This is a genomic window from Streptomyces sp. NEAU-174, assembly GCF_052665095.1.
Genome location: NZ_JBQTCE010000003.1, coordinates 569,398 through 588,806, shown reverse-complemented (window position 1 = coordinate 588,806; position 19,409 = coordinate 569,398). Strand labels below are relative to the sequence as shown.

Here is a 19,409-nt window from a genome sequence, read left to right as displayed (position 1 = left end):
CGCGGCACCGGGCCGGGGCGGCGCGGCACCGGGCTGACGCCATGGCCCGTCGAGCCGTGACCCCGGGGCGGCCGTCGACCGGCGCGGCGGGGCGTGTCGGTGGGCACCGATAGCCTCACTGGAGTGTCAGCCCGCATCACCGATCCCGAGGAGCTCAAGGAGCTTCTCGGGATCCCGTTCACCCCGGAGCAGGTGGCGTGCATCACCGCACCGCCCGCCCCGCAGGTGATCGTCGCCGGGGCGGGCTCCGGCAAGACCACGGTGATGGCCGCCCGCGTCGTCTGGCTGGTCGGCACCGGACAGGTCGCGCCCGACCGGGTGCTCGGCCTCACCTTCACCAACAAGGCCGCCGGAGAGCTGGCGGAGCGCGTCCGTAAGGCCCTCGTCACGGCGGGCATCGTGGACCCGGACCCGGATCCGGGCGCCACCGAGGAGGCCCCGGGCGAGCCCGTCATCTCCACGTACCACGCGTTCGCGGGACAGTTGCTCAAGGACCACGGGCTGCGCGTCGGCCTCGAGCCGAGCGCCCGGCTGCTCGCCGACGCCACCCGCTTCCAGCTCGCCGCGCGCGTCCTGCGCTCCGCCCCCGGTCCGTATCCGGCGCTCACCCGCCCCTTCTCCGACCTGGTCACCGATCTGCTCGCGCTCGACGCCGAGCTCGCCGAGCACCTCGTCCCCACCGGGCGGCTGCGCGCGTACGACACCGAGCTGCTGCGGACGCTGGAGGGCACGCGGCTCACCAACGAGGCGCTGCGCAAGGTGCCCGAGGCCGCCCGCGCCCGCCAGGAGCTGCTGGGCCTGGTCGAGGCGTACCGCGAGGAGAAGCGCCGCCGCGATCTGCTCGACTTCGGCGACCAGATCGCCCATTCGGCCACCCTGGCCCTGGACCACCCGGAGGTCGGCCGGATCCTGCGCGAGCAGTTCGCGGTCGTGCTGCTCGACGAGTACCAGGACACCTCGGTCGCCCAGCGGCTGCTGCTGTCCGGCCTCTTCGGCGGCGGCACCGGACACCCCGTCACCGCCGTCGGCGACCCCTGCCAGGCCATCTACGGCTGGCGCGGCGCCTCCGTGGCCAACCTGGACGACTTCCCCGAGCACTTCCCGCACGCCGACGGCCGCCCGGCCGAGCGCTTCGCGCTCAGCGAGAACCGGCGCAGCGGCGGCCGCCTCCTGGACCTCGCCAACGGGCTGGCCGCCCCGCTGCGCGCCATGCATGAGGGCGTCGAGGCGCTGCGCCCCGCGCCCGGCGCCGAGCGGGACGGGGCGGTGCGCTGCGCGCTGCTGCCCACCCACGCCGAGGAGCTGGCCTGGCTCGCCGACTCCATCGCCCACCTGGTGCGCACCGGCACCCCGCCCGGTGAGATCGCGGTGCTGTGCCGTACGGCGGGTGACTTCGCGCAGATCCAGGGCGCGTTGGTGGAGCGGGACGTTCCGGTGGAGGTGGTGGGCCTCTCGGGGCTGCTGCATCTGCCGGAGGTGGCCGATCTGGTGGCGGTCTGCGAGGTCCTCCAGGACCCGGGGGCCAACGCCGCGCTGGTCCGTCTGCTCACCGGGCCGCGCTGGCGGATCGGCCCCCGCGACCTCGCGCTGCTCGGCCGCCGCGCCCGTGCGCTGGTCTCCTACGGCGGGCCGGACGGGGCGGAGGACGACCCGGACCGACGGCTCGCCGAGGCCGTCGAGGGCACCGACCCCGCCGAGGTGATCTCCCTCGCCGACGCCCTCGACACCTTCCTGGAGGCGGGCGGCGGCCCGGACGACGGGCTGCCCTTCTCGGCCGAGGCCCGGGTCCGGTTCGCCCGGCTCGCCGCCGAACTCCGCGAGCTGCGCCGCTCGCTGGCCGATCCGCTGATGGACGTCCTCCACCGGGTCCTGGCCACCACGGGTCTCGAGGTCGAGCTGTCCGCCTCACCGCACGCCCTGGCCGCGCGCCGCCGCGAGACCCTCGGCAACTTCCTGGACGTCGCGGCCGCCTTCGCGGGCCGGGAGGGCGGCGCGGCCGTGGACGGCGAGGCCACTCTTCAGGGCTTCCTCGGCTTTCTGCGCACCGCCGCGCAGTACGAGAAGGGGCTCGACAACGCCCTGCCCGGCGGCGAGAACACGGTCAAGGTGCTCACCGCCCACAAGGCCAAGGGGCTGGAGTGGGATGTGGTGGCGGTGCCGGGGCTGGTCGCCAAGCAGTTCCCGAGCGAGCAGTCCCGCGAGTCCTGGACGGCGAACGCCAAGGTGCTGCCGCACGAGCTGCGCGGGGACGCGCGGACCCTCCCGGACGTCACCGCCTGGGACAGCAAGGGGATCGCGGCCTTCAAGGACGCCATGAAGGGGCATCAGCGGACCGAGGAGCTGCGGCTGGGCTATGTGACCTTCACCCGGCCGCGCTCGCTGCTGCTCGGCTCCGGCCACTGGTGGGGCCCCACCCAGAAGCGCCCCCGCGGCCCGTCGGGCTTCCTGGACGCGCTGCGCGAGCACTGCGAGGCGGGGTACGGCGAGATCGAGGCATGGGCCGAACCGCCGGAGGAGGGCGCGGAGAACCCGGCCCTGCGGCAGTCGGCGGCCGACCGGGCCTGGCCGCTTCCGCTGGACCCGGCCGCGCTGCGCCACCGGCGCCGCGCCGCCGACGTGGTGCTCGCCCATCTGGCGCGCATCGATACGGCCGGGGAGGAGCCGGCCGCGCGGGACGAGGCGCGCCCTTCGGCGGACGGGGACCTCTTTCCGGAGCCCCCGGAGGAGCTCGAACCCCCGGAGGACCCGGAGTGGCCCGAGCCTCCGGAGGATCCTTACGGTTCGCACGAGGACGAGCCGTACGACGACGCACCGCCCCCCGCCCCGCACGGCGCGCCGGAACCTGGCGCACCGGAGCCCGATGTGCCCGAAATCACGTCAGAGTCGGCCATGGACGAGCCGACGCCCGAGGAGGCCCGGCTGATCGGGTCCTGGGACCGCGATCTGGACGCGCTCGCCGGGGAGCTGCGCCGGGCCCGCGAGACCGTGCACGAGGTGCACCTGCCGGGCACGCTCACCGCCTCCCAGCTGCTGCGCCTCGCCGCCGACCCGGACGGCTTCGCACGGGAGCTGGCCCGCCCCATGCCCCGGCCGCCGCGCCCCGCCGCGCGGCGCGGCACCCGCTTCCACGCCTGGGTCGAGTCGCGGTTCGAGGCGCTGCCGCTGCCCTTCCTCGGTCCGGACGAGCTGCCGGGCGGCGAGGACGACGAGGCGGAGATCGCCGACGAGCGGGATCTGACCGTGCTCAAGGAGGCGTTCGCCCGCACGCCGTACGCGCGTCGCACCCCTTACCGCGTGGAGGTGCCGGTCCAGCTGACCCTGGCGGGCCGCACCATCCGCGGCCGGATCGACGCGGTGTACCGCGAGTCGGGTACGGGCCCCGACGACGGCCCGCGCTACGAGATCGTCGACTGGAAGACCGGCCGCTCCCAGGACGCCGACCCGCTCCAGCTGGCCATCTACCGCGTCGCGTGGGCCGAACAGCACGGACTGCCCCTGTCGTCGGTCACGGCTGCCTTCGTGTACGTGCGCAGCGGTGAGGTGGTCCGCCCCGCCGGGCTGCCCGGCCGGGCCGGGCTCGAGCGCGTCCTGCTCGGGGAGCCGGGGGACGCGGACGTCGGCGGGAACGGGGACGTCGGCGGGGACGAGGGCCTTGGCCGGGACGGAGACGGGGACGTCGGCGGGGACGCAGGCGCGGACATCGACTGGGACGGAAACGCGGATACGACCGGAAATGACCGCATCGACGCCGGAACCGTCACCGAGAGCGAGCGCACCTGAGCGGCCCGGAGGCCCCCGCCCTCGCCCGGCCGCGGGCCGGATAGGCTCACATGCATGAGCAACACCCCGGACACGGACAACGCCGTCCGCGCCTTTGTGGACGGCCACCGCGCCGCCTTCCTCGCCGAGCTCTCCGAGTGGCTGCGCATCCCGTCCGTATCCGCCGACCCCGCCCGCGCCGAGGACGTCCGGCGCGGCGCCCAGTGGCTCAGGGACCACCTGGCCGCCACGGGCTTCCCGGTGACTGAGATATGGGACACACCGGGCGCCCCGGCCGTGTTCGCCGAATGGCCGTCCGGTGATCCCGACGCCCTTACGGTGCTCGTCTACGGCCACCACGACGTCCAGCCGGCCGACCGCGCGGACGGCTGGCGCACCGACCCCTTCGAGCCCGTCATCGAGGACGGGAGGCTCTACGCCCGCGGCGCCGCCGACGACAAGGGGCAAGTTCTCTTCCACACCCTGGGGATACGGGCGCACCTGGCCGTGACCGGCCGTGCCGCGCCCGCGGTGAACCTCAAGCTGCTGATCGAGGGCGAGGAGGAGTCCGGCTCCCCGCACTTCCCCGAGCTGGTCCGCGCGCACGCCGACCGGCTGGCCTGCGACACCGTGATCGTCTCCGACACCGGGATGTGGTCCGAGGACACCCCGACCGTCTGCACCGGTATGCGGGGGCTCGTCGAGTGCCAGATCGACCTCCACGGCCCCGGCCAGGACATCCACTCCGGCTCCTTCGGCGGCGCGGTCCCCAACCCGGCCACCGAGGCCGCCCGGCTGGCCGCCGCGCTGCACGACGACGACCGTAAGGTGGCGATCCCCGGCTTCTACGACGGCGTCGTGGGGCTGACCGACCGTGAGCGCGAGCTCTTCGCCGAGCTGCCCTTCGACGAGGCGCGCTGGCTGCGGACCGCGCATTCACGGGCCACGCTCGGCGAGGCCGGGTACTCCACCCTGGAGCGGATCTGGGCCCGTCCGACCGCCGAGGTCAACGGCATCGGCGGGGGCTACCAGGGGCCGGGCGGAAAGACCATCGTGCCCTCGGCCGCCCAGCTGAAGCTGTCCTTCCGGCTGGTGGCGGGCCAGGACGTGGAGAAGATCCAGTCGGCCGTGCGGGACTGGGCCGCCGCCCAGCTCCCGGCCGGGATCCGCCACGAGATCACCTTTTGGGGCGCCACCCGCCCCTGTCTGACCCCACTGGACCACCCCGCGCTCCAGTCGCTCGTCCGCGCCATGGGGCGCGTCTTCGGACAGGAGGTCCGCTTCACCCGCGAGGGCGGATCGGGCCCCGCCGCCGATCTCCAGGACATCCTCGGCGCTCCGGTGCTCTTCCTGGGCATCTCGGTGCCGTCCGACGGCTGGCACGCACCCAACGAGAAGGTCGAACTCGGCCTGCTCATGAAGGGCGCCGAGACGGCCGCCCACCTCTGGGCCGATCTCGCCGAGAATGGACGGAATTAGCTTGCTCTGTTATGTGAACCACCCATTGCTCTGGGGGAGTTGGAAGCAGCCGTGACCACCTCGACCGACCACGCCACCGACCGGCCGATCACGCTCAGCGCGCCGAGCGGCATCGACCGCTCCGCGCACCACCGCTTGGACGAGGCGTGGCTGGCCGCCGCGTGGAGCCACCCGACGACGCGTGTCTTCGTGGTCTCCGGCGGCCAGGCCCTGGTCGACGACGCCCCGGACGGCCGCACCGAACTCGTCATGACCCCGTCCTTCGAGGCCCCGCCCACCGAGAACCACCGCTACTTCCTGGGCACCGACGAGGAGGGCGTGCGCTACTTCGCGCTCCAGAAGGACTCCCTGCCGGGGCGGATGGACCAGTCGGCACGCCCCGCCGGGCTGCGCGAGGCGGGCGCGCTGCTGTCCGAGCGCGACGCGGGGCTGCTGGTGCACGCGGTCGCGCTGGAGAACTGGCAGCGGCTGCACCGCTTCTGCTCACGCTGCGGTCAGCGCACGGTGATCGCGGCGGCGGGCCATATCCGCCGCTGCCCGGCGTGCGGGGCCGAGCACTACCCACGCACCGACCCCGCCGTGATCATGCTGGTGAAGGACGATCAGGACCGGGCGCTGCTGGGGCGCCAGGTGCACTGGCCGGAGGGGCGCTTCTCGACGCTGGCGGGCTTCGTGGAGCCGGGCGAGTCGATCGAGCAGGCCGTGGTCCGCGAGGTGGCGGAGGAGGCGGGCGTCACGGTCGGCGAGGTCGAGTACGTGGCCAGCCAGCCGTGGCCGTTCCCGTCCAGCCTGATGCTCGGCTTCATGGCCCGGGCCACGTCCTCCCGGATCCAGGTGGACGGGGAGGAGATCCACGAGGCGCGCTGGTTCTCCCGGGACGACCTGCGGGCCGCGATCGAGTCCGGGGAGGTCCTGCCTCCCTCCGGAATCTCGATCGCGGCCCGGCTGATCGAGCTCTGGTACGGCGAGCCGCTGCCGCGGGGCTGAGTCAGGCCCCGACCTTGGCCTTGACCTGCGCCAGCGACGGGTTGGTCAGGGTCGAACCATCGGGGAAGAGAACGGTCGGCACGGTCTGGTTGCCACCGTTCGCCTTCTCGACGAAGGCCGCGGACTCCGGGTCCTGCTCGATGTTGATCTCGGTGTAGGCGATGCCCTCGCGGTCCATCTGCCCCTTCAGGCGTCGGCAGTAGCCGCACCAGGTGGTGCTGTACATCGTCACAGTGCCGGACATCGGTCTTCGCTCTCCTCGGGTTCGCGGTGGGTGGGCAGAAGGTGAACGCACACCCTCCGCCGGTCATTCCCGGATTCATATGACCGGAGGGCCACGGCTGTGGACAACCGGCATCGGGCGTCTCAGGGGACCTGGCAGCATGGCGGGGTGACAGCAGCAACGTCCTCCACTCTGTTCCCGCAGGGCTCCACGCCGGGTGCCTACGCGGCCACGCCGCGTGACGCCGACGCGGTGCTCGAGGGACTCGACCCCGAGCAGCGCGAGGTGGCGACGTCCCTGCACGGCGCGGTGTGCGTGCTGGCCGGGGCCGGCACCGGCAAGACCCGCGCCATCACCCACCGGATCGCCTATGGGGTGCGCGCGGGGATACTCCAGCCGGCCAGTGTGCTGGCCGTCACCTTCACCAACCGCGCGGCGGGGGAGATGCGCGGCCGGTTGCGGCAGCTCGGCGCGGGCGGGGTGCAGGCGCGCACCTTCCACTCGGCGGCCCTGCGCCAGCTCCAGTACTTCTGGCCCAAGGCGGTCGGCGGTGAGGTGCCGCGGCTGGTCGAGCGCAAGGTGCAGCTCGTGGCCGAGGCCGCGGCCCGGTGCCGGGTCCGGCTGGACCGCAATGAGCTGCGGGATGTGACCGGCGAGATCGAATGGTCGAAGGTCACCCAGACCGTGCCCGAGGACTATCCGGCCGTGGCCGCCAAGTCCGGCCGCGAGGCCCCCCGGGACGCCGCCGAGATCAGCCGGATCTACGCCACCTATGAGCAGTTGAAGCGCGACCGCGGCGTCATCGACTTCGAGGATGTGCTGCTCCTCACGGTCGGTGTGCTCCAGGAGCGGCCGGACATCGCCGATCAGGTGCGCCGTCAATACCAGCACTTCGTGGTCGACGAGTACCAGGACGTCAGCCCGCTCCAGCAGCGGCTGCTGGATCTGTGGCTGGGCGAGCGGGACAGCCTCTGTGTGGTCGGCGACGCCAGCCAGACCATCTACTCTTTCACCGGCGCCACCCCCGACCATCTGCTGAACTTCCGCACCCGCCACCCCCGGGCCACCGTGGTCAAGCTGATCCGGGACTACCGCTCGACCCCCCAGGTGGTCCACCTGGCCAACGGGCTGCTGTCCCAGGCCCGCGGCCGGGCCGCCGAGCACCGGCTGGAGCTGGTCTCCCAGCGGGAGGCCGGCCCCGACCCGGCCTACGCCGCCTATGCGGACGAGCCGGCCGAGGCCGAGGGCACCGCCCGCCGGATCCGTGAGCTGATCACCCCGGTCGAGCAGGGGGGCGGCGGGATCCCGGCGAGCCAGATCGCGGTCCTGTACCGGGTCAACGCCCAGTCGGAGCTCTATGAGCAGGCGCTGGCCGATGCCCAGGTGCCCTATCAGCTGCGCGGCGCCGAGCGGTTCTTCGAGCGGCCCGAGGTGCGCGAGGCGGGGCTGCTGCTGCGCGGCGCGGCCCGTGGGGGAAGCGCCGATCCGGCGCTGGCGGACGCCGATATCCCATCCCAGGTGCGGGCCGTGCTGACCACTCGTGGCTGGACGCCCGAGCCCCCGGCGGGCTCGGGCGCGGTGCGCGACCGCTGGGAGTCCCTGGCCGCCCTGGTGCGGCTCGCCGAGGACTTCGCGGCGAGCCGCCCCGGGGCCACGCTCTCCGATCTGGTGGCGGAGCTCGATGAGCGGGCGGCGGCCCAGCACGCCCCGACCGTCGAGGGTGTGACCCTCGCCTCACTCCACGCGGCCAAGGGCCTCGAATGGGACGCCGTCTTCCTGGTGGGTCTCACCGAGGGAATGATGCCGATCACCTACGCCAAGACGGAGCAGCAGATCGAGGAGGAGCGCCGGCTGCTCTATGTGGGGGTCACCCGTGCCCGGCGTCATCTGACGCTGTCCTGGGCGCTCTCGCGGGCTCCGGGCGGCCGGGCCTCCCGCCGACCCACCCGCTTTCTCAACGGGCTGCGGCCCGGCTCCCAGGCCGCCGCCGCCCGCACCCCGGGCGGGGGCGGCGGGATCGAGCGCGGGGCGGCGGCCCCGGGCGGGGGCGGCGGGGTGCGCAGGCGGCGCGGCCCGGTCCACTGCCGGGTGTGCGGCCGGGCGCTGACCGACGCGGGCGAGATGAAGCTGATGCGCTGCGAGGGCTGCCCGTCCGAGCTGGACGAGGCGCTCTATGAGCGGCTGCGCGACTGGCGGGCGGAGCAGGCGGGGCAGCTGGGGCAGCCGGCGTACTGCGTGTTCACCGACAAGACACTGCTCGCGATCGCCGAGGCCGTTCCGGGAACCGAACCGGAGCTCGCCCGCATCTCCGGTGTGGGAAGGCGCAAGCTGGACCGGTTCGGGGCCGATGTTCTCGCGCTGTGCGCGGGCCGGGAACTGCCCTCCGCACTCGACGACGAGGGCGACGGCGATGCCGGGTGAAGCCATTCGGGTGACCCTTGGCAAAACTCGACGGAAAAATAGTTTGCGCGCGTGGAGGGCATACCCATAGCCTTCCGAGCACGGAGCACAACGGCCCTTCCAGGAGCCGAGGATTCCGTGTTGTACTTGAACACCCGGACTGGTTTCGGACCGGTCCCTGAGACGCCGAGAGGAGGCGAAGACCAGTGATCAGCTACATCAACACCATCAAAAAGGCCGATCGGTCGGTCGTCGCCACATGCCTGCTCGGCTCCGCACTCCCTGGCACCGGTATGCCCGGCGCCAATGAGGCGCGTCTCAGCGAGCGACCGATCCAGGCACCTGCGGTAGCAGCAGCGGCACAGGCAAAGGCCTATGCCTTTGCGGCCAATGGTGCCGAATCCCGGACGACGCAGCAGCACCACAAGACGTGGGCCTTCCGCAGGCTCGAACCCTGGAGTTATCCAGCCTGATCCAGGATCAGGTCGGCACCTTCCAGGGCCGCGGAACCCACACCGGGATCCGCGGCCCTTTTGATTTGCCAGAGCCCGGCCACCAGCCGGACCGAAGAGACGAGGAACACACACCGTGCAACTCAACGCACACGCCCCGTCCGCATCGACCGACCTGAACCGCCCGCCTGACTCCTCGGAGGACTCCTTGACCCCGCTCACCGCCCTCACCGAACTCGATGACGCCATCGAGAACCTGGGTGTAGCCGTTCCGTGCCGCTCGTACGACCCGGAGGTCTTCTTCGCCGAGTCCCCGGCCGACGTCGAGTACGCGAAGTCGCTGTGCCAGACCTGCCCGCTGCGGGAGGCATGCCTCGCCGGTGCCAAGGACCGCCGGGAGCCCTGGGGCGTCTGGGGCGGCGAGCTCTTCGTCCAGGGCGTCGTGGTGGCCCGCAAGCGGCCGCGTGGTCGCCCGCGTAAGAACCCGGTCGCGGCATGAGCACCATCGGCACCATCGATCGCCCAGCGACGCACGACCCCATGAAGCAGGTTCCGACGATGACCCCACCGGTCTCCGAAACCCCCGCACCCGATACCTCCGGTGCGCCCGAGGCGCGCCAGAACAGGAACCGAGAAATGCAACTCATGCAAGAAGCCCTGGCACGTGCGCATATGCATGACCGCCTTCAGGAGGCCGAGTCCGAACGGCAGGCCGTTCGGCTCGCGGCCGCCCGCCGGATGCAGCGGCGCGCGGAGCGTGCCTCGCTCCGCGCCCGCCGCGCCCTGGCCATGGCGGTCATGCAGTAAACCAACACACACCGACGGGTCCTACGCCGACCCATCGCGTGACCACGGGGGGCCGGTCCCATCGGACCGGCCCTTCGGCTGTCCCAAGACGCCCGAGTTCAGGCCAAGGCGCCCGCGCTCAGGCCGAAATCTCCGCGCTCAGGCCGAGGTCTCCGAGTTCAGGCAGAGGTCTCCGCGGCCTCGGGCTCCTCCTCGGCGCCGTCCGCGGCCTCTTCCCCGGCGTCTGCCGCGGGGCCTTCTTCGGCGTCTGCTTCGGCGCGGTCCTCGGACTCCGGGTCCGCGGCGAAGCCGGGGACCCATGCCTCGAGCTCATCCCGCATCCGCACCGTGGCACCCAGCTGGCACAGCACCCCGATGGTGCTCAGGGTCACCCGGTGAATCAGCAGATAGGCGGGCGGCAGATTCAGCTGATTGCCCAGCTCATAGACGGGGGAGTGGCGGTCGGCCATCCGCGCCGCCTGGCTGCGCAGCCACTGCCGGTCGAAGACGAACGCGTCGACCTGGGCCGGTTCGAGCATCGGCAGCAGGAAGTCCAGCAGATCATCCGGGTCGAGCTCGATCGTCGGCTTGACGAACCCCTCTCCGCGCATCAGGTCATAGACCCCCGCCGCGTCGCCCACCAGCGCCATGCGCAGCGCGATGCCGATGGGCTCCGGAAGCCCGCCGGGGAGCCGGTCCACCGAACCGAAGTCCAGGACGCCCAGCTTCCACCGCTCCGGCGGCCCGTCCGGGGCGTCACCGGTCAGCAGCCGGAAGTTCCCGGGATGGGGATCGGCGTGCAGCAGCCCGGTGCGGGACGCCCCCGAGAAGAGAAAGCGGGCCAGCAGCTGCCCGGCACGGTCCCGCTCCTCCTGTGTGCCGTCGGCTATTACCTCGGAGAGCGGCACCCCCTCCAGCCATTCGGTGATCAGTATCTGATCGCTCTGGTGCACCACCTCGGGCACCACGATCTCCGTGTCCCGTGCGTACTCCTCCGCATGGATCCGCTGGGACGCCGCCTCCAGCTCGTAGTCCAGCTCCTCGGCGACCCGCTCGCGCAACTCCGCTATCAGCGGCTTGACGTCCAGCCCCGGCACCAGCGGCCCCAGCACCCGGGCGAACCGGCTCAGTTGGTTGAGGTCGGACAGCAGCGCCTCGCCCGCCCCGGGATACTGCACCTTGACCGCCACCGTGCGCCCGTCGTGCCAGACCGCCCGGTGCACCTGCCCGATCGAGGCGGCCGCCGCCGGCTTGTCCTCGAACTCCTGGAACAGCTCCGGCCAGTCCGGGCCCAGCCGCTCCTCAAGCGCCGCGTGGACCGTGCGGCTGGGCATGGGAGGGGCCGCTTCCTGGAGCTTGGTCAGGGCCGCCCGGTAGGGCCTGGCTATCTCCTCGGGCAGCGCCGACTCGAAGACCGACATGGCCTGCCCGAGCTTCATGGCCCCGCCCTTGAGCTCGCCGAGGACCTTGAACATCTGCTCCGCGGTGCGCTGCTGCACCTCGCGTGCGACGATCTCCGCCGGCCGTCCCCCTATCCGCTTCCCGAGCCCCCATGTGGCGCGCCCCGCGAATCCCAAGGGCAGCGCCGCCAGTTTGGCGGTACGGGTGATCGCCTTGCGCGGCAGATCGGTCATGCGCCCCTCCAACTACAGCCGTGCCATCCCGGAAGGTGGCCTCCGGGCCCCCGTGCCCACTCCGCGGACGTGGGTCACCCGGACATTGTCGCGTGCGGTGCCTCTACGGCCGAGGCATATACGGCATCCTCCTCCCCGGCCGCTCCACAGCCGCATCCGGGATGTGCTTCGATCGGGCGCGCCTCCCAGACGAGGGAGGGAAGCGCCAGCTCCCACCGGACTCCGGCGCCTCCGGAGGGGCGGCCGTCGAGGAAGGCCAGCGCCTGGACCGCGGTGAGCCCCGCCACCACCATCGCCAGCGCCGTGTCACAGGCCGGGGCGGTGCGCCGGCGCCCGGACCGCCACTGCGCGAGCATCCGCGGCCAGACCGGCTCCCGCTCGGCGCGGCCCGCCGCGGCGCAGCCCGCGCAGGGCGTGATCCCCGGCACCACCAGGGGGCCCACCACCCCCGTGGCCTCGATGACTCCCGTATAGAGATGGGGGGTGCCGGAGGCGAGCAGCGGCCGGGTCTGCTCGGGATCCGGTGCGTACGCCGCGAGGCCGTCACGCGGGGCGATCACCACCAGCGCCAGCCCGGGCTGGGCCGAGGCGGTCCGCTCTCCCGAGGGGGCAGCCCGCTTTCCCGAGGCGGTCCGCCCTCCTGAGGGGACCTTCTCCCGTGAAGGGGCGCGCTCCGGCGCGGAGGTCCGCAGCCGCGCCGACCGGCGGGGGAGCGGAGCGGGCGCGGCCTGACGCACCACCCGGCGCGCGGCCAGATCCCGGCGCTCCCCGATCTGCTCGGCCGACAGCCCTCCGGGAGCCACATCCCAGGGCTCGACACAGCCGCCGTCCACTACATCGACCCGGCCGATTCCCGAGCCCGACAGCGCGGCCGCGACCGCCGCCCCGACCCGCCCCGCGCCCCGCACCTGAACCCGCATCGCCCGCCGCGCGGCGAGCAGCCGCGCCGCCGCTCCGGGCTCGGGGTGCAGCACCGACAGCGCCCCCGCGTCGGGCCGCAGCCGGTCCAGGGCCGCGGCGGGCTCGCCGCCGTCCCTCGGCTCGTCCAGCAGACCGGCCGCCGCCAGCCGGTCCACCAGTGCGTCGGCCCGCCCCTCCGGCAGCCCGATGGCGCGGGCCTCCTGCCGCAGCAGCGGCAGACCGCGGGTGCCGTCCAGCAGCTCCAGAAAGCTGCCCGTGGCCGTGTCCACCGGCCCCATCACCACCGCATGCGCCCGGGCCACCCCGAACTGCACCGTGTCCCGGCTCCGCCAGCCGCGCCGCAGCGCGGGCTTGAGCATCGGATGCATCGCCGTTCCCTCCCCCGTTTGATGTGCTGTTCCCGTTTGATGTGTGCCGTTGTCGTGCCGTCGATGTGCTGTCCGTTGAACCGCCTTCAGCATGCGGCCCGGCGCCCGGACCCCGCAGCGCGTTATCCACAGGCAGTGGAATAAGTCGTACGAACGCCGGTCGTACAAGTCGTGCACACCGTGGAGTGGTTCGGTCCACAACCATTGGCGGCGCGGGACTTCCCCGGCTGCCAGCGGGTAACGTCGGGGCGTGTCCGCCGACCCGCCCCCTCGCACCGCGGGGCAGAACGTCTCCCGCAGCGCCGCGAGCGCACCGAGCACCGTCCCGAGCCCGACGCAGAGCCGAGGCTCCGACGCGAATGCGGTCGAGGTCCGCCGGAGCACCCGGCGGCGCAGGACGGTCTCCGCCTATCGCGAGGGCGACCGCACCGTCGTCCTCATCCCCGCCCGGATGTCCGAGGCGGAGGAGCAGCGCTGGGTGAGGGTCATGCTGGAGAAGCTGGCGGCCCAGGAGAGCAAGCGGATGCTGGGCGACGCGGAGCTGGCCGCCCGCGCCGAGTGGCTCTCCGGTCAGTACCTGGGCGGGCGGGCCCGGCCCGACTCCGTCCGCTGGGTCACCAATCAGAACACCCGCTGGGGGTCGTGCACCCCGGCCGAGGGCAGCATCCGGCTCTCGCACCGGCTCCAGGGCATGCCGGAGTACGTCGTGGACTATGTGCTCCTCCACGAGCTGGCCCATCTGCTGGTGCCGGGGCACGGCCGCCGCTTCTGGCAGCTCCTGGAGGCGTATCCGCGGACCGAGCGGGCGCGGGGCTATCTCGAAGGGGTGGTCGCCGCCGCGCGGTTGCCGCACCTCTCCGGCCCCCCGGACGACCAGCCGTAAGGCGACCGTGCCCGAGCGGTGAGGGAGCAGCCTCCGCGAGCCCCCGGGCCGTGCGGGAACCACATCCCGGTTCCCGGCGTCGCTCATAGTCGGCGGCAGCGGCTAGCCTGGCGCGCAACGCACACACCGGTACGGCGATGGGGGACGGTCCTAACGTATGGCCAGGGAATTCCAGCGCGGCCACAAGGCCAGGATCAGTGATCTGACGGCCGGGAGGGATCTGTACGTCGGGGTGCAGATCGCCGGACCCGGCCTGAGCTTCGACATCAGCTGTTTCGGTCTCGACGCGAACGAGCGGCTGTCCGACGACCGCTACTTCATCTTCTTCAACCAGCCGAAGTCCCCTGAAGAAGCGATACAGCAGCTCGGGCCGCAGGCCGGTGACACGGACTCGTTCCGCGTCACGCTCGACAGCGTGCCGGCCGCCATCCAGAAGCTCTCCTTCACCGCGACCATCGACGGCGCCGGGCAGATGTCACAGGTCGGCCCCGGCTACCTGCGGATCGTCGCGGGCGGCGAGGAGGTGGCCCGGTACTCCTTCACCGGCTCGGAGTTCAGCACCGAACGCGCGGTGATGCTGGGCGACTTCTACCTCAAGGACGTCTGGCGGTTCGCCGCCGTCGGACAGGGCTTCGACGGGGGACTGGAGGCGCTGCTCAAGAACTTCGGCGGTGAGGTGGCCGAGGAAGAGCCCGCCCCCGCGCCCGCCCAGGGCGCCACGCCCGGTTTCGCGCCGCCGGGACAGGCCGCCCCCGCACCGGGCTTCGCACCCCCGGCCGGAGCCCCCGCCCCGTCGGCCCCTCCGGCTCCCGCCCCGCCCGCACCGCAGCCCGCCCCGGCCTTCGGCGCTCCCCAAGGAACGCCACCCCAGGGAACGCCGCCTCCGGGTACGCCCCAGGGCACGCCCCCGCAAGGCGTTCAGCCGCCCGCCCCCGGCACCCCGCAGATGCACGGCGCCCCCACCATCGCCGCGCCCATCGCGCCTCCCGGCCAGGTGCCGCCTCCCGGCCAGGTGCCGCCCCCAGGGCAGGTACCGCCGCCCCCGCCGCCGGGCCAGTTCCCGGGCCAGCAGCCCCCGTTCGGCCAGCAGCCGGGCCAGGCCCCGCCCCCGCCCGCCCCGTACGGCCAGCCGCCCGCCCAGCCCTACCCCGGTCAGCCCGGTCAGCCCGGTCAGCCCGGTCAGCCCGGTCAGCCGGGCCAGCCCGCTCCTTATGGTCAGCCGCAGCCCATGGGCGGCGTCCCTCAGGGCGGTGGCGCGCCCGGGCTCCAGGCCGCGCTCTCCAAGTACCGCGAGGCGCCCACCGGCCAGCGCTGGACGCCGCAGAACCCCCGGCTGATGCGGGTCGACCTCGGCGTCGGCGGCCAGCCCGTGCTCGCCCGCCAGGGCACGATGGTGCTTTACCAGGGCAAGGTCGACTTCAGCTACAAGGGCGCCGGTTTCCGCGGCCGGATCGTCGGTAACGCGACCGGCCAGGAGATGCAGCTGATGCGCTGCACCGGCCAGGGCCAGGTCTTCCTCGCCGAGAACGCCGCCGAGCTCCACCCGATCGAACTCCAGGGCGACGCCATCTGCGTCTCCGCCGAGAACGTGCTCGCCTTCGACGAGTCGCTGCACCACGAGGTGCGCCGGATCGAGGGCCACGGCATCCCCGGCGGCGCGCTGTTCACCATGCAGTTCCAGGGCACCGGGACCGTCGTGGTGAAGACCGAGGGCACGCCGGTCGTCCTCCCGGTCACCCCGACCACCTTCGCCGACAGCAACGCCATCGTGGCGTGGTCCGCCGGAGCCCAGGTGATCATCTCCAGCCAGGTGCGGCTGCGCCGCAGCGCCTACCCCGGCCACAGCGGGGAGACCGTGAACCTCCAGTTCCGTGGCGCGCCCGGTAACTTCATCGTCGTCCAGCCCTACGAGGTCTGAGGGAGCCCGATATGGACCAGCAAATGATCTCGGGCTTCGCACCCGCCCCGATCGCCGCCCGCATGGAGAACCACGGCGCCAGCATGCTCAAGGTCGCCATGCAGAGCGGCCAGGACCTCTTCGCCCGCACCGGCTCGATGGTGGCGTACGAGGGTTTCGTCCAGTACGAGCCCAACCCGCCCGCCGTACGGCAGATGGCCTCCCAGTGGCTGACCGGCGAGGGCGCCCCCCTGATGCGGTGCAGCGGCGACGGGCTGCTCTACCTCGCCGACTACGGGGCCAACGTGGTCTGCCTCAACCTCAACGGCGACTCGCTCTCGGTCAACGGCACCAACCTCCTCGCCTTCGACGCGCACCTCCAGTGGGGCGTCGAACGCGTCAAGGGCATCGCCAAGTTCGCCGGGCAGGGCCTGTTCAACGTGGGCGTCTCCGGCACCGGCTGGGTCGCCCTGACCTCCCGCGGCACCCCCATCGTGGTCGACTGCGGCCGCGGCGAGGACGAGACCTATGTGGACCCGGACGCGCTCGTGGCCTGGTCCTCCGGGCTCAAGGTGAAGGGCAAGCGCAGCTTCAAGGCGTCGTCCCTGATCGGCCGGGGCAGCGGCGAGGCGTATCAGCTCGGCTTCTCCGGGCAGGGCTTCGTCGTCGTACAGCCCAGTGAGGACAGCACCGACCGGCTCCGGGTCCGGGGCTGAGGGGGAGGGACACCAGATGCAGAGCCCGCTTTTCGCCTTCACCGAGGCCCAGACGCAGGACCGTTACGCACTCCAGAACCCGCATCTGCTGCGGGTCGCCCTGAGCGGCCATGAGGATGTGCTCGCCCGTAAGGGCAGCATGGTCGCCTATCAGGGGCTCATCGAGTTCGACGGTGAGTACCAGACGCCCGGGCAGCACAGGGCGCGGGCCCGCACCGGTGAGGGCCTGGACCTGATGCGCTGCTCCGGGCAGGGCACGGTCTACCTCGCCAACCTCGCCCAGCACATCCATGTGATGGACGTGGATCGCGACGGGCTGACCGTCGACAGCTCCTATGTGCTCGCGCTGGACTCCACGCTGCACTGGGAGTCGATCGCGGTGGACAGCCAGTTCGGGATCTCCGGATCCGGCAAGTACAACCTCAACATCTCCGGCCAGGGCAAGGTCGCGCTGATGACCTCGGGGCAGCCGCTGCTGCTCCAGGTCACCCCGGACAAGTACGTCAACGCCGACGCGGACGCCATCGTCGCCTGGTCCAGCTCGCTGCGGGTCCAGATGCAGGCGCAGACGCACTCCTCGGGCGTCTGGCGGCGGCGCGGCAACACCGGCGAGGGCTGGGAGCTCAGCTTCCTCGGCCAGGGTTACGCCCTGGTGCAGCCCAGCGAGCTGCTCCCGCCGCAGAACGCGGTGGTCGGGGGCGGCATGGCCGCGCAGTTCGGCATGGGCCAGCAGGGCGCCCGCGGTCAGAACCAGGGCAACATCTTCAGCAACTGACCGAGGTCACCGCTGATGGAGCACGGCGGCCGCGGACCCCTCGGGTCCGCGGCCGTCCCGCATTCCCGCGGGCTCCTCGATTCCAGGATTCCAGCGTGCTCCTCAGCGCGGCCCCGCGCGCTCCTCAGAGCAGCGCGCGGGTGCGCGTCACCAGGTGGCGCACCGACTCGTCGGCCACGTCTGCCACCTCGTCGTAGCCGAACCAGCGCAGATCCAGCGACTCGTCGCTGATCGCCGCCACCGCGCCCCGGGGCGCCACCGCCGCGTACTGGACGTCGAGGTGCCAGGCACAGGGGGTCTGGTGCCGGTCGAGCCGCACCGGGCCGCCCGGCAGCAGCGTCAGCCCCGCGATCCCGGACTCCTCGGTGGCCTCGCGCAGCGCCGCGCCCGCGAGCGTGGCGTCGTCCGGCTCGCAGTGGCCGCCCATCTGGAGCCACATCCGCAGCTTCCGGTGCAGGGTGAGCAGCACCTGCTCCCGGTCCGGGTCGATCACCAGCGCGCTCGCCGTGATGTGACCGTCCCCGCACGCCTTCCACATGCCGTCCGGATACGCGGCCAGATGGTCGCCGTACAGCCGCCGCAGCCGCTCCTGGGCGGCATCGGGCGCGGGCCACTCGACGAGCACCCGCGCCGCGTCCTGGTGCAGACTCACTTCTCGCCGTCGCCCCGGTCGCCGCCCTCGCGGTCGTCCTCGCCGCCCTCGCGGCCCTTACGGAGGTCGGGACCCTCGGAGCCGCCCTTACGGTCCTCATCGCCGCCCGCCGCCTCGCCGAGCATCTTGTCCAGCTCGGAGAAGTCCAGCTGCTCGCGGTGGACGAAGCCGTCCGGGTCGTCGAGGTCCTGCGCCGTCGGCAGCATGTCCGGGTGCGCCCAGAGACCGTCGCGCCCCTCCAGGCCGCGGGCGTCGGTGAGGGAGGCCCACAGCCGGGAGGCGTCCCGCAGCCGGCGCGGCCGCAGCTCCAGGCCGATGAGGGTGGCGAAGGTCTGCTCGGCGGGGCCGCCGCTCGCCCGGCGCCGCCGCAGCGTCTCGCGCAGGGCGTCGGCGGACGGCAGATGCGGCTTGGCGGCGGCGTGCACCACCGCGTCCACCCAGCCCTCCACCAGCGCCAGAGCGGTCTCCAGACGCGCCAGCGCGGCCTTCTGCTCGGGGGTGTCCTCGGGCTGGAACATGCCCTGCTGGAGCGCTTCCTGCAACTGCTCGGGGTGGGTCGGGTCGAGCTGGCCGACCGCGTCCTCCAGCTTGGCGGTGTCGACCTTGATGCCGCGGGCGTACCCCTCGACCGCGCCGAAGAGGTGCGAGCGCAGCCACGGCACATGGGCGAACAGCCGCTGGTGGGCCGCCTCGCGCAGCGCCAGATACAGCCGGACCTCCTCCTTGGGCACGCCGAGGCCGGAACCGAGCGCCGCGATGTTGACCGGCAGCAGGGCCGCCTTGCCCGCCGGGCCGAGCGGCAGCCCGATGTCGGTCGAGCCGACCACCTCACCGGCCAGCACGCCCAGCGCCTGCCCGATCTGGGTGCCGAACATGGCGCCGCCCATCGAGCGCATCATGCCGAGCAGCGGGCCGGCCATGGCCTGCATCTCCTCGGGCAGCACATCGCCCATGGCGGCGCCGACGCGCTCGGCCACCGGGTCCACCAGGTCCTTCCACACCGGCAGGGTCGCCTCGACCCATTCGGCGCGGCTCCAGGCCACCGCGGTACCCGAGCCCGAGGGCAGCGAGGTGACGCCGTCCAGCCACAGGTCCGCGAGCCGCACGGCCTCCTGGACCGCGGCGCGGTCGGCCGGGCCGACGCTCTCGTCCTTGCTGCCGTCGGCGGTGCCGCGCGCGACGGTCTGGCGGGCGATGTCCTTGGCCATGTCCCAGTTCACCGGGCCGCCCTCGTAGGAGAGCATCTGCCCGAGCTGCTGGAAGGCGGCGCCCAGGTCGCCCGGGTTCAGCGAACCGAACATCGCGGCGAACGGATTCTCCGCGCCGCCCGCTCCGCCGGGTCCGCCGCCGAACCCGAAGGGATTCGCGGGGCCCTGCTCGCCGCCCTGGCCGCCCTTCTTCTTGCCGTCGTCGCCGTCCTCCGGCTCCTCCGGCGGAAGGCCGAATCCGAATGGGGAGTCACTCACGGGTTTCCTCG

16 protein-coding genes are annotated in these 19,409 nt (G+C 72.9%); 11 read left to right on the top strand and 5 right to left on the bottom strand.

Features of this window, described 5'->3' with window-relative positions:
• Window positions 1–123 precede the first annotated feature (123 nt).
• From ACT2CW_RS12000 to nudC, 3 genes are read left to right on the top strand one after another with little or no spacing between them, the layout of a single operon-like run.
• Complete coding sequence (locus ACT2CW_RS12000) at window positions 124–3,780, top strand: UvrD-helicase domain-containing protein (RefSeq protein WP_445516509.1); 3,657 nt, start codon at window positions 124–126, stop codon at window positions 3,778–3,780.
• A 54-nt stretch (window positions 3,781–3,834) separates the two neighbouring features.
• Complete coding sequence (locus ACT2CW_RS11995; RefSeq protein WP_445516508.1) at window positions 3,835–5,238, top strand: dipeptidase; 1,404 nt, start codon at window positions 3,835–3,837, stop codon at window positions 5,236–5,238.
• A gap of 51 nt (window positions 5,239–5,289) precedes the next feature.
• Window positions 5,290–6,225: an NAD(+) diphosphatase gene (gene nudC / locus ACT2CW_RS11990; protein WP_138913927.1), complete on the top strand. Its 936-nt coding sequence runs from the start codon at window positions 5,290–5,292 to the stop codon at window positions 6,223–6,225.
• 1 nt (window position 6,226) lies between these two features.
• Here nudC and ACT2CW_RS11985 read toward each other — a convergent pair whose 3' ends face one another.
• Window positions 6,227–6,469: a mycoredoxin gene (locus ACT2CW_RS11985; protein ID WP_037952302.1), complete on the bottom strand. Its 243-nt coding sequence runs from the start codon at window positions 6,467–6,469 to the stop codon at window positions 6,227–6,229.
• Window positions 6,470–6,616: 147 nt separating this feature from the next.
• Here ACT2CW_RS11985 and ACT2CW_RS11980 point away from each other — a divergent pair, with 147 nt between their 5' ends.
• The 4 genes from ACT2CW_RS11980 to ACT2CW_RS11965 all read left to right on the top strand — a co-directional run bounded on the left by ACT2CW_RS11980 (window position 6,617) and on the right by ACT2CW_RS11965 (window position 10,107).
• A complete protein-coding gene (locus tag ACT2CW_RS11980; protein ID WP_445516507.1) occupies window positions 6,617–8,869 on the top strand; it encodes an ATP-dependent DNA helicase UvrD2 in 2,253 nt (750 codons plus the stop codon).
• A gap of 185 nt (window positions 8,870–9,054) precedes the next feature.
• Complete coding sequence (locus ACT2CW_RS11975) at window positions 9,055–9,321, top strand: hypothetical protein (RefSeq protein ID WP_078559187.1); 267 nt, start codon at window positions 9,055–9,057, stop codon at window positions 9,319–9,321.
• A 115-nt stretch (window positions 9,322–9,436) separates the two neighbouring features.
• On the top strand, window positions 9,437–9,799 hold the full coding sequence (locus ACT2CW_RS11970) for a WhiB family transcriptional regulator (RefSeq protein WP_037952306.1): 363 nt from the start codon (window positions 9,437–9,439) through the stop codon (window positions 9,797–9,799).
• Window positions 9,796–10,107: a hypothetical protein gene (locus ACT2CW_RS11965; RefSeq protein ID WP_137979441.1), complete on the top strand. Its 312-nt coding sequence runs from the start codon at window positions 9,796–9,798 to the stop codon at window positions 10,105–10,107. The genes ACT2CW_RS11970 and ACT2CW_RS11965 overlap by 4 nt, the downstream gene beginning before the upstream one ends.
• A 158-nt stretch (window positions 10,108–10,265) precedes the next feature.
• Here the strand turns inward: ACT2CW_RS11965 and ACT2CW_RS11960 are convergent, their stop codons facing one another.
• Together ACT2CW_RS11960 and ACT2CW_RS11955 are read right to left on the bottom strand one after the other, a co-directional pair.
• Window positions 10,266–11,720 (bottom strand): ABC1 kinase family protein, encoded by a 1,455-nt coding sequence (locus tag ACT2CW_RS11960; protein WP_445516506.1) that lies wholly within the window; start codon window positions 11,718–11,720, stop codon window positions 10,266–10,268.
• A 74-nt stretch (window positions 11,721–11,794) separates the two neighbouring features.
• Complete coding sequence (locus ACT2CW_RS11955; RefSeq protein WP_445516505.1) at window positions 11,795–13,009, bottom strand: ThiF family adenylyltransferase; 1,215 nt, start codon at window positions 13,007–13,009, stop codon at window positions 11,795–11,797.
• Between the two features lie 250 nt (window positions 13,010–13,259).
• On the opposite strand from ACT2CW_RS11955, the gene ACT2CW_RS11950 reads away from it, so the two are divergent.
• The 4 genes from ACT2CW_RS11950 (at window position 13,260) to ACT2CW_RS11935 (ending at window position 17,280) form a co-directional block, all read left to right on the top strand.
• Window positions 13,260–13,892: a M48 metallopeptidase family protein gene (locus ACT2CW_RS11950; RefSeq protein ID WP_182467096.1), complete on the top strand. Its 633-nt coding sequence runs from the start codon at window positions 13,260–13,262 to the stop codon at window positions 13,890–13,892.
• A gap of 157 nt (window positions 13,893–14,049) precedes the next feature.
• Window positions 14,050–15,810, top strand: a complete 1,761-nt coding sequence (locus ACT2CW_RS11945; protein WP_445516504.1) for a TerD family protein — start codon at window positions 14,050–14,052, stop codon at window positions 15,808–15,810.
• Between the two features lie 11 nt (window positions 15,811–15,821).
• Complete coding sequence (locus tag ACT2CW_RS11940; protein ID WP_445516503.1) at window positions 15,822–16,505, top strand: AIM24 family protein; 684 nt, start codon at window positions 15,822–15,824, stop codon at window positions 16,503–16,505.
• A gap of 16 nt (window positions 16,506–16,521) precedes the next feature.
• A complete protein-coding gene (locus ACT2CW_RS11935; RefSeq protein WP_164434770.1) occupies window positions 16,522–17,280 on the top strand; it encodes an AIM24 family protein in 759 nt (252 codons plus the stop codon).
• Window positions 17,281–17,404: 124 nt separating this feature from the next.
• Here ACT2CW_RS11935 and ACT2CW_RS11930 read toward each other — a convergent pair whose 3' ends face one another.
• On the bottom strand, window positions 17,405–17,932 hold the full coding sequence (locus ACT2CW_RS11930) for an NUDIX hydrolase (protein WP_445516502.1): 528 nt from the start codon (window positions 17,930–17,932) through the stop codon (window positions 17,405–17,407).
• The gene (locus ACT2CW_RS11925) at window positions 17,929–19,398 is read right to left on the bottom strand and encodes a zinc-dependent metalloprotease (protein WP_330816416.1); all 1,470 of its coding nucleotides are present in this window, start codon (window positions 19,396–19,398) and stop codon (window positions 17,929–17,931) included. The genes ACT2CW_RS11930 and ACT2CW_RS11925 overlap by 4 nt, the downstream gene beginning before the upstream one ends.
• Window positions 19,399–19,409 lie beyond the last annotated feature (11 nt).

Excerpts from the sequence above, each read along its gene's own strand:
- ACT2CW_RS11985 (WP_037952302.1), bottom strand. The coding sequence starts at position 6,469 with ATGTCCGGCACTGTGACGATGTACAGCACCACCTGGTGCGGCTACTGC.
- ACT2CW_RS11935 (WP_164434770.1), top strand. The coding sequence starts at position 16,522 with ATGCAGAGCCCGCTTTTCGCCTTCACCGAGGCCCAGACGCAGGACCGT.
- ACT2CW_RS11995 (WP_445516508.1), top strand. The coding sequence starts at position 3,835 with ATGAGCAACACCCCGGACACGGACAACGCCGTCCGCGCCTTTGTGGAC.
- ACT2CW_RS11955 (WP_445516505.1), bottom strand. The coding sequence starts at position 13,009 with ATGCATCCGATGCTCAAGCCCGCGCTGCGGCGCGGCTGGCGGAGCCGG.
- ACT2CW_RS11945 (WP_445516504.1), top strand. The coding sequence starts at position 14,050 with ATGGCCAGGGAATTCCAGCGCGGCCACAAGGCCAGGATCAGTGATCTG.
- ACT2CW_RS11960 (WP_445516506.1), bottom strand. The coding sequence starts at position 11,720 with ATGACCGATCTGCCGCGCAAGGCGATCACCCGTACCGCCAAACTGGCG.
- ACT2CW_RS11965 (WP_137979441.1), top strand. The coding sequence starts at position 9,796 with ATGAGCACCATCGGCACCATCGATCGCCCAGCGACGCACGACCCCATG.
- ACT2CW_RS11940 (WP_445516503.1), top strand. The coding sequence starts at position 15,822 with ATGGACCAGCAAATGATCTCGGGCTTCGCACCCGCCCCGATCGCCGCC.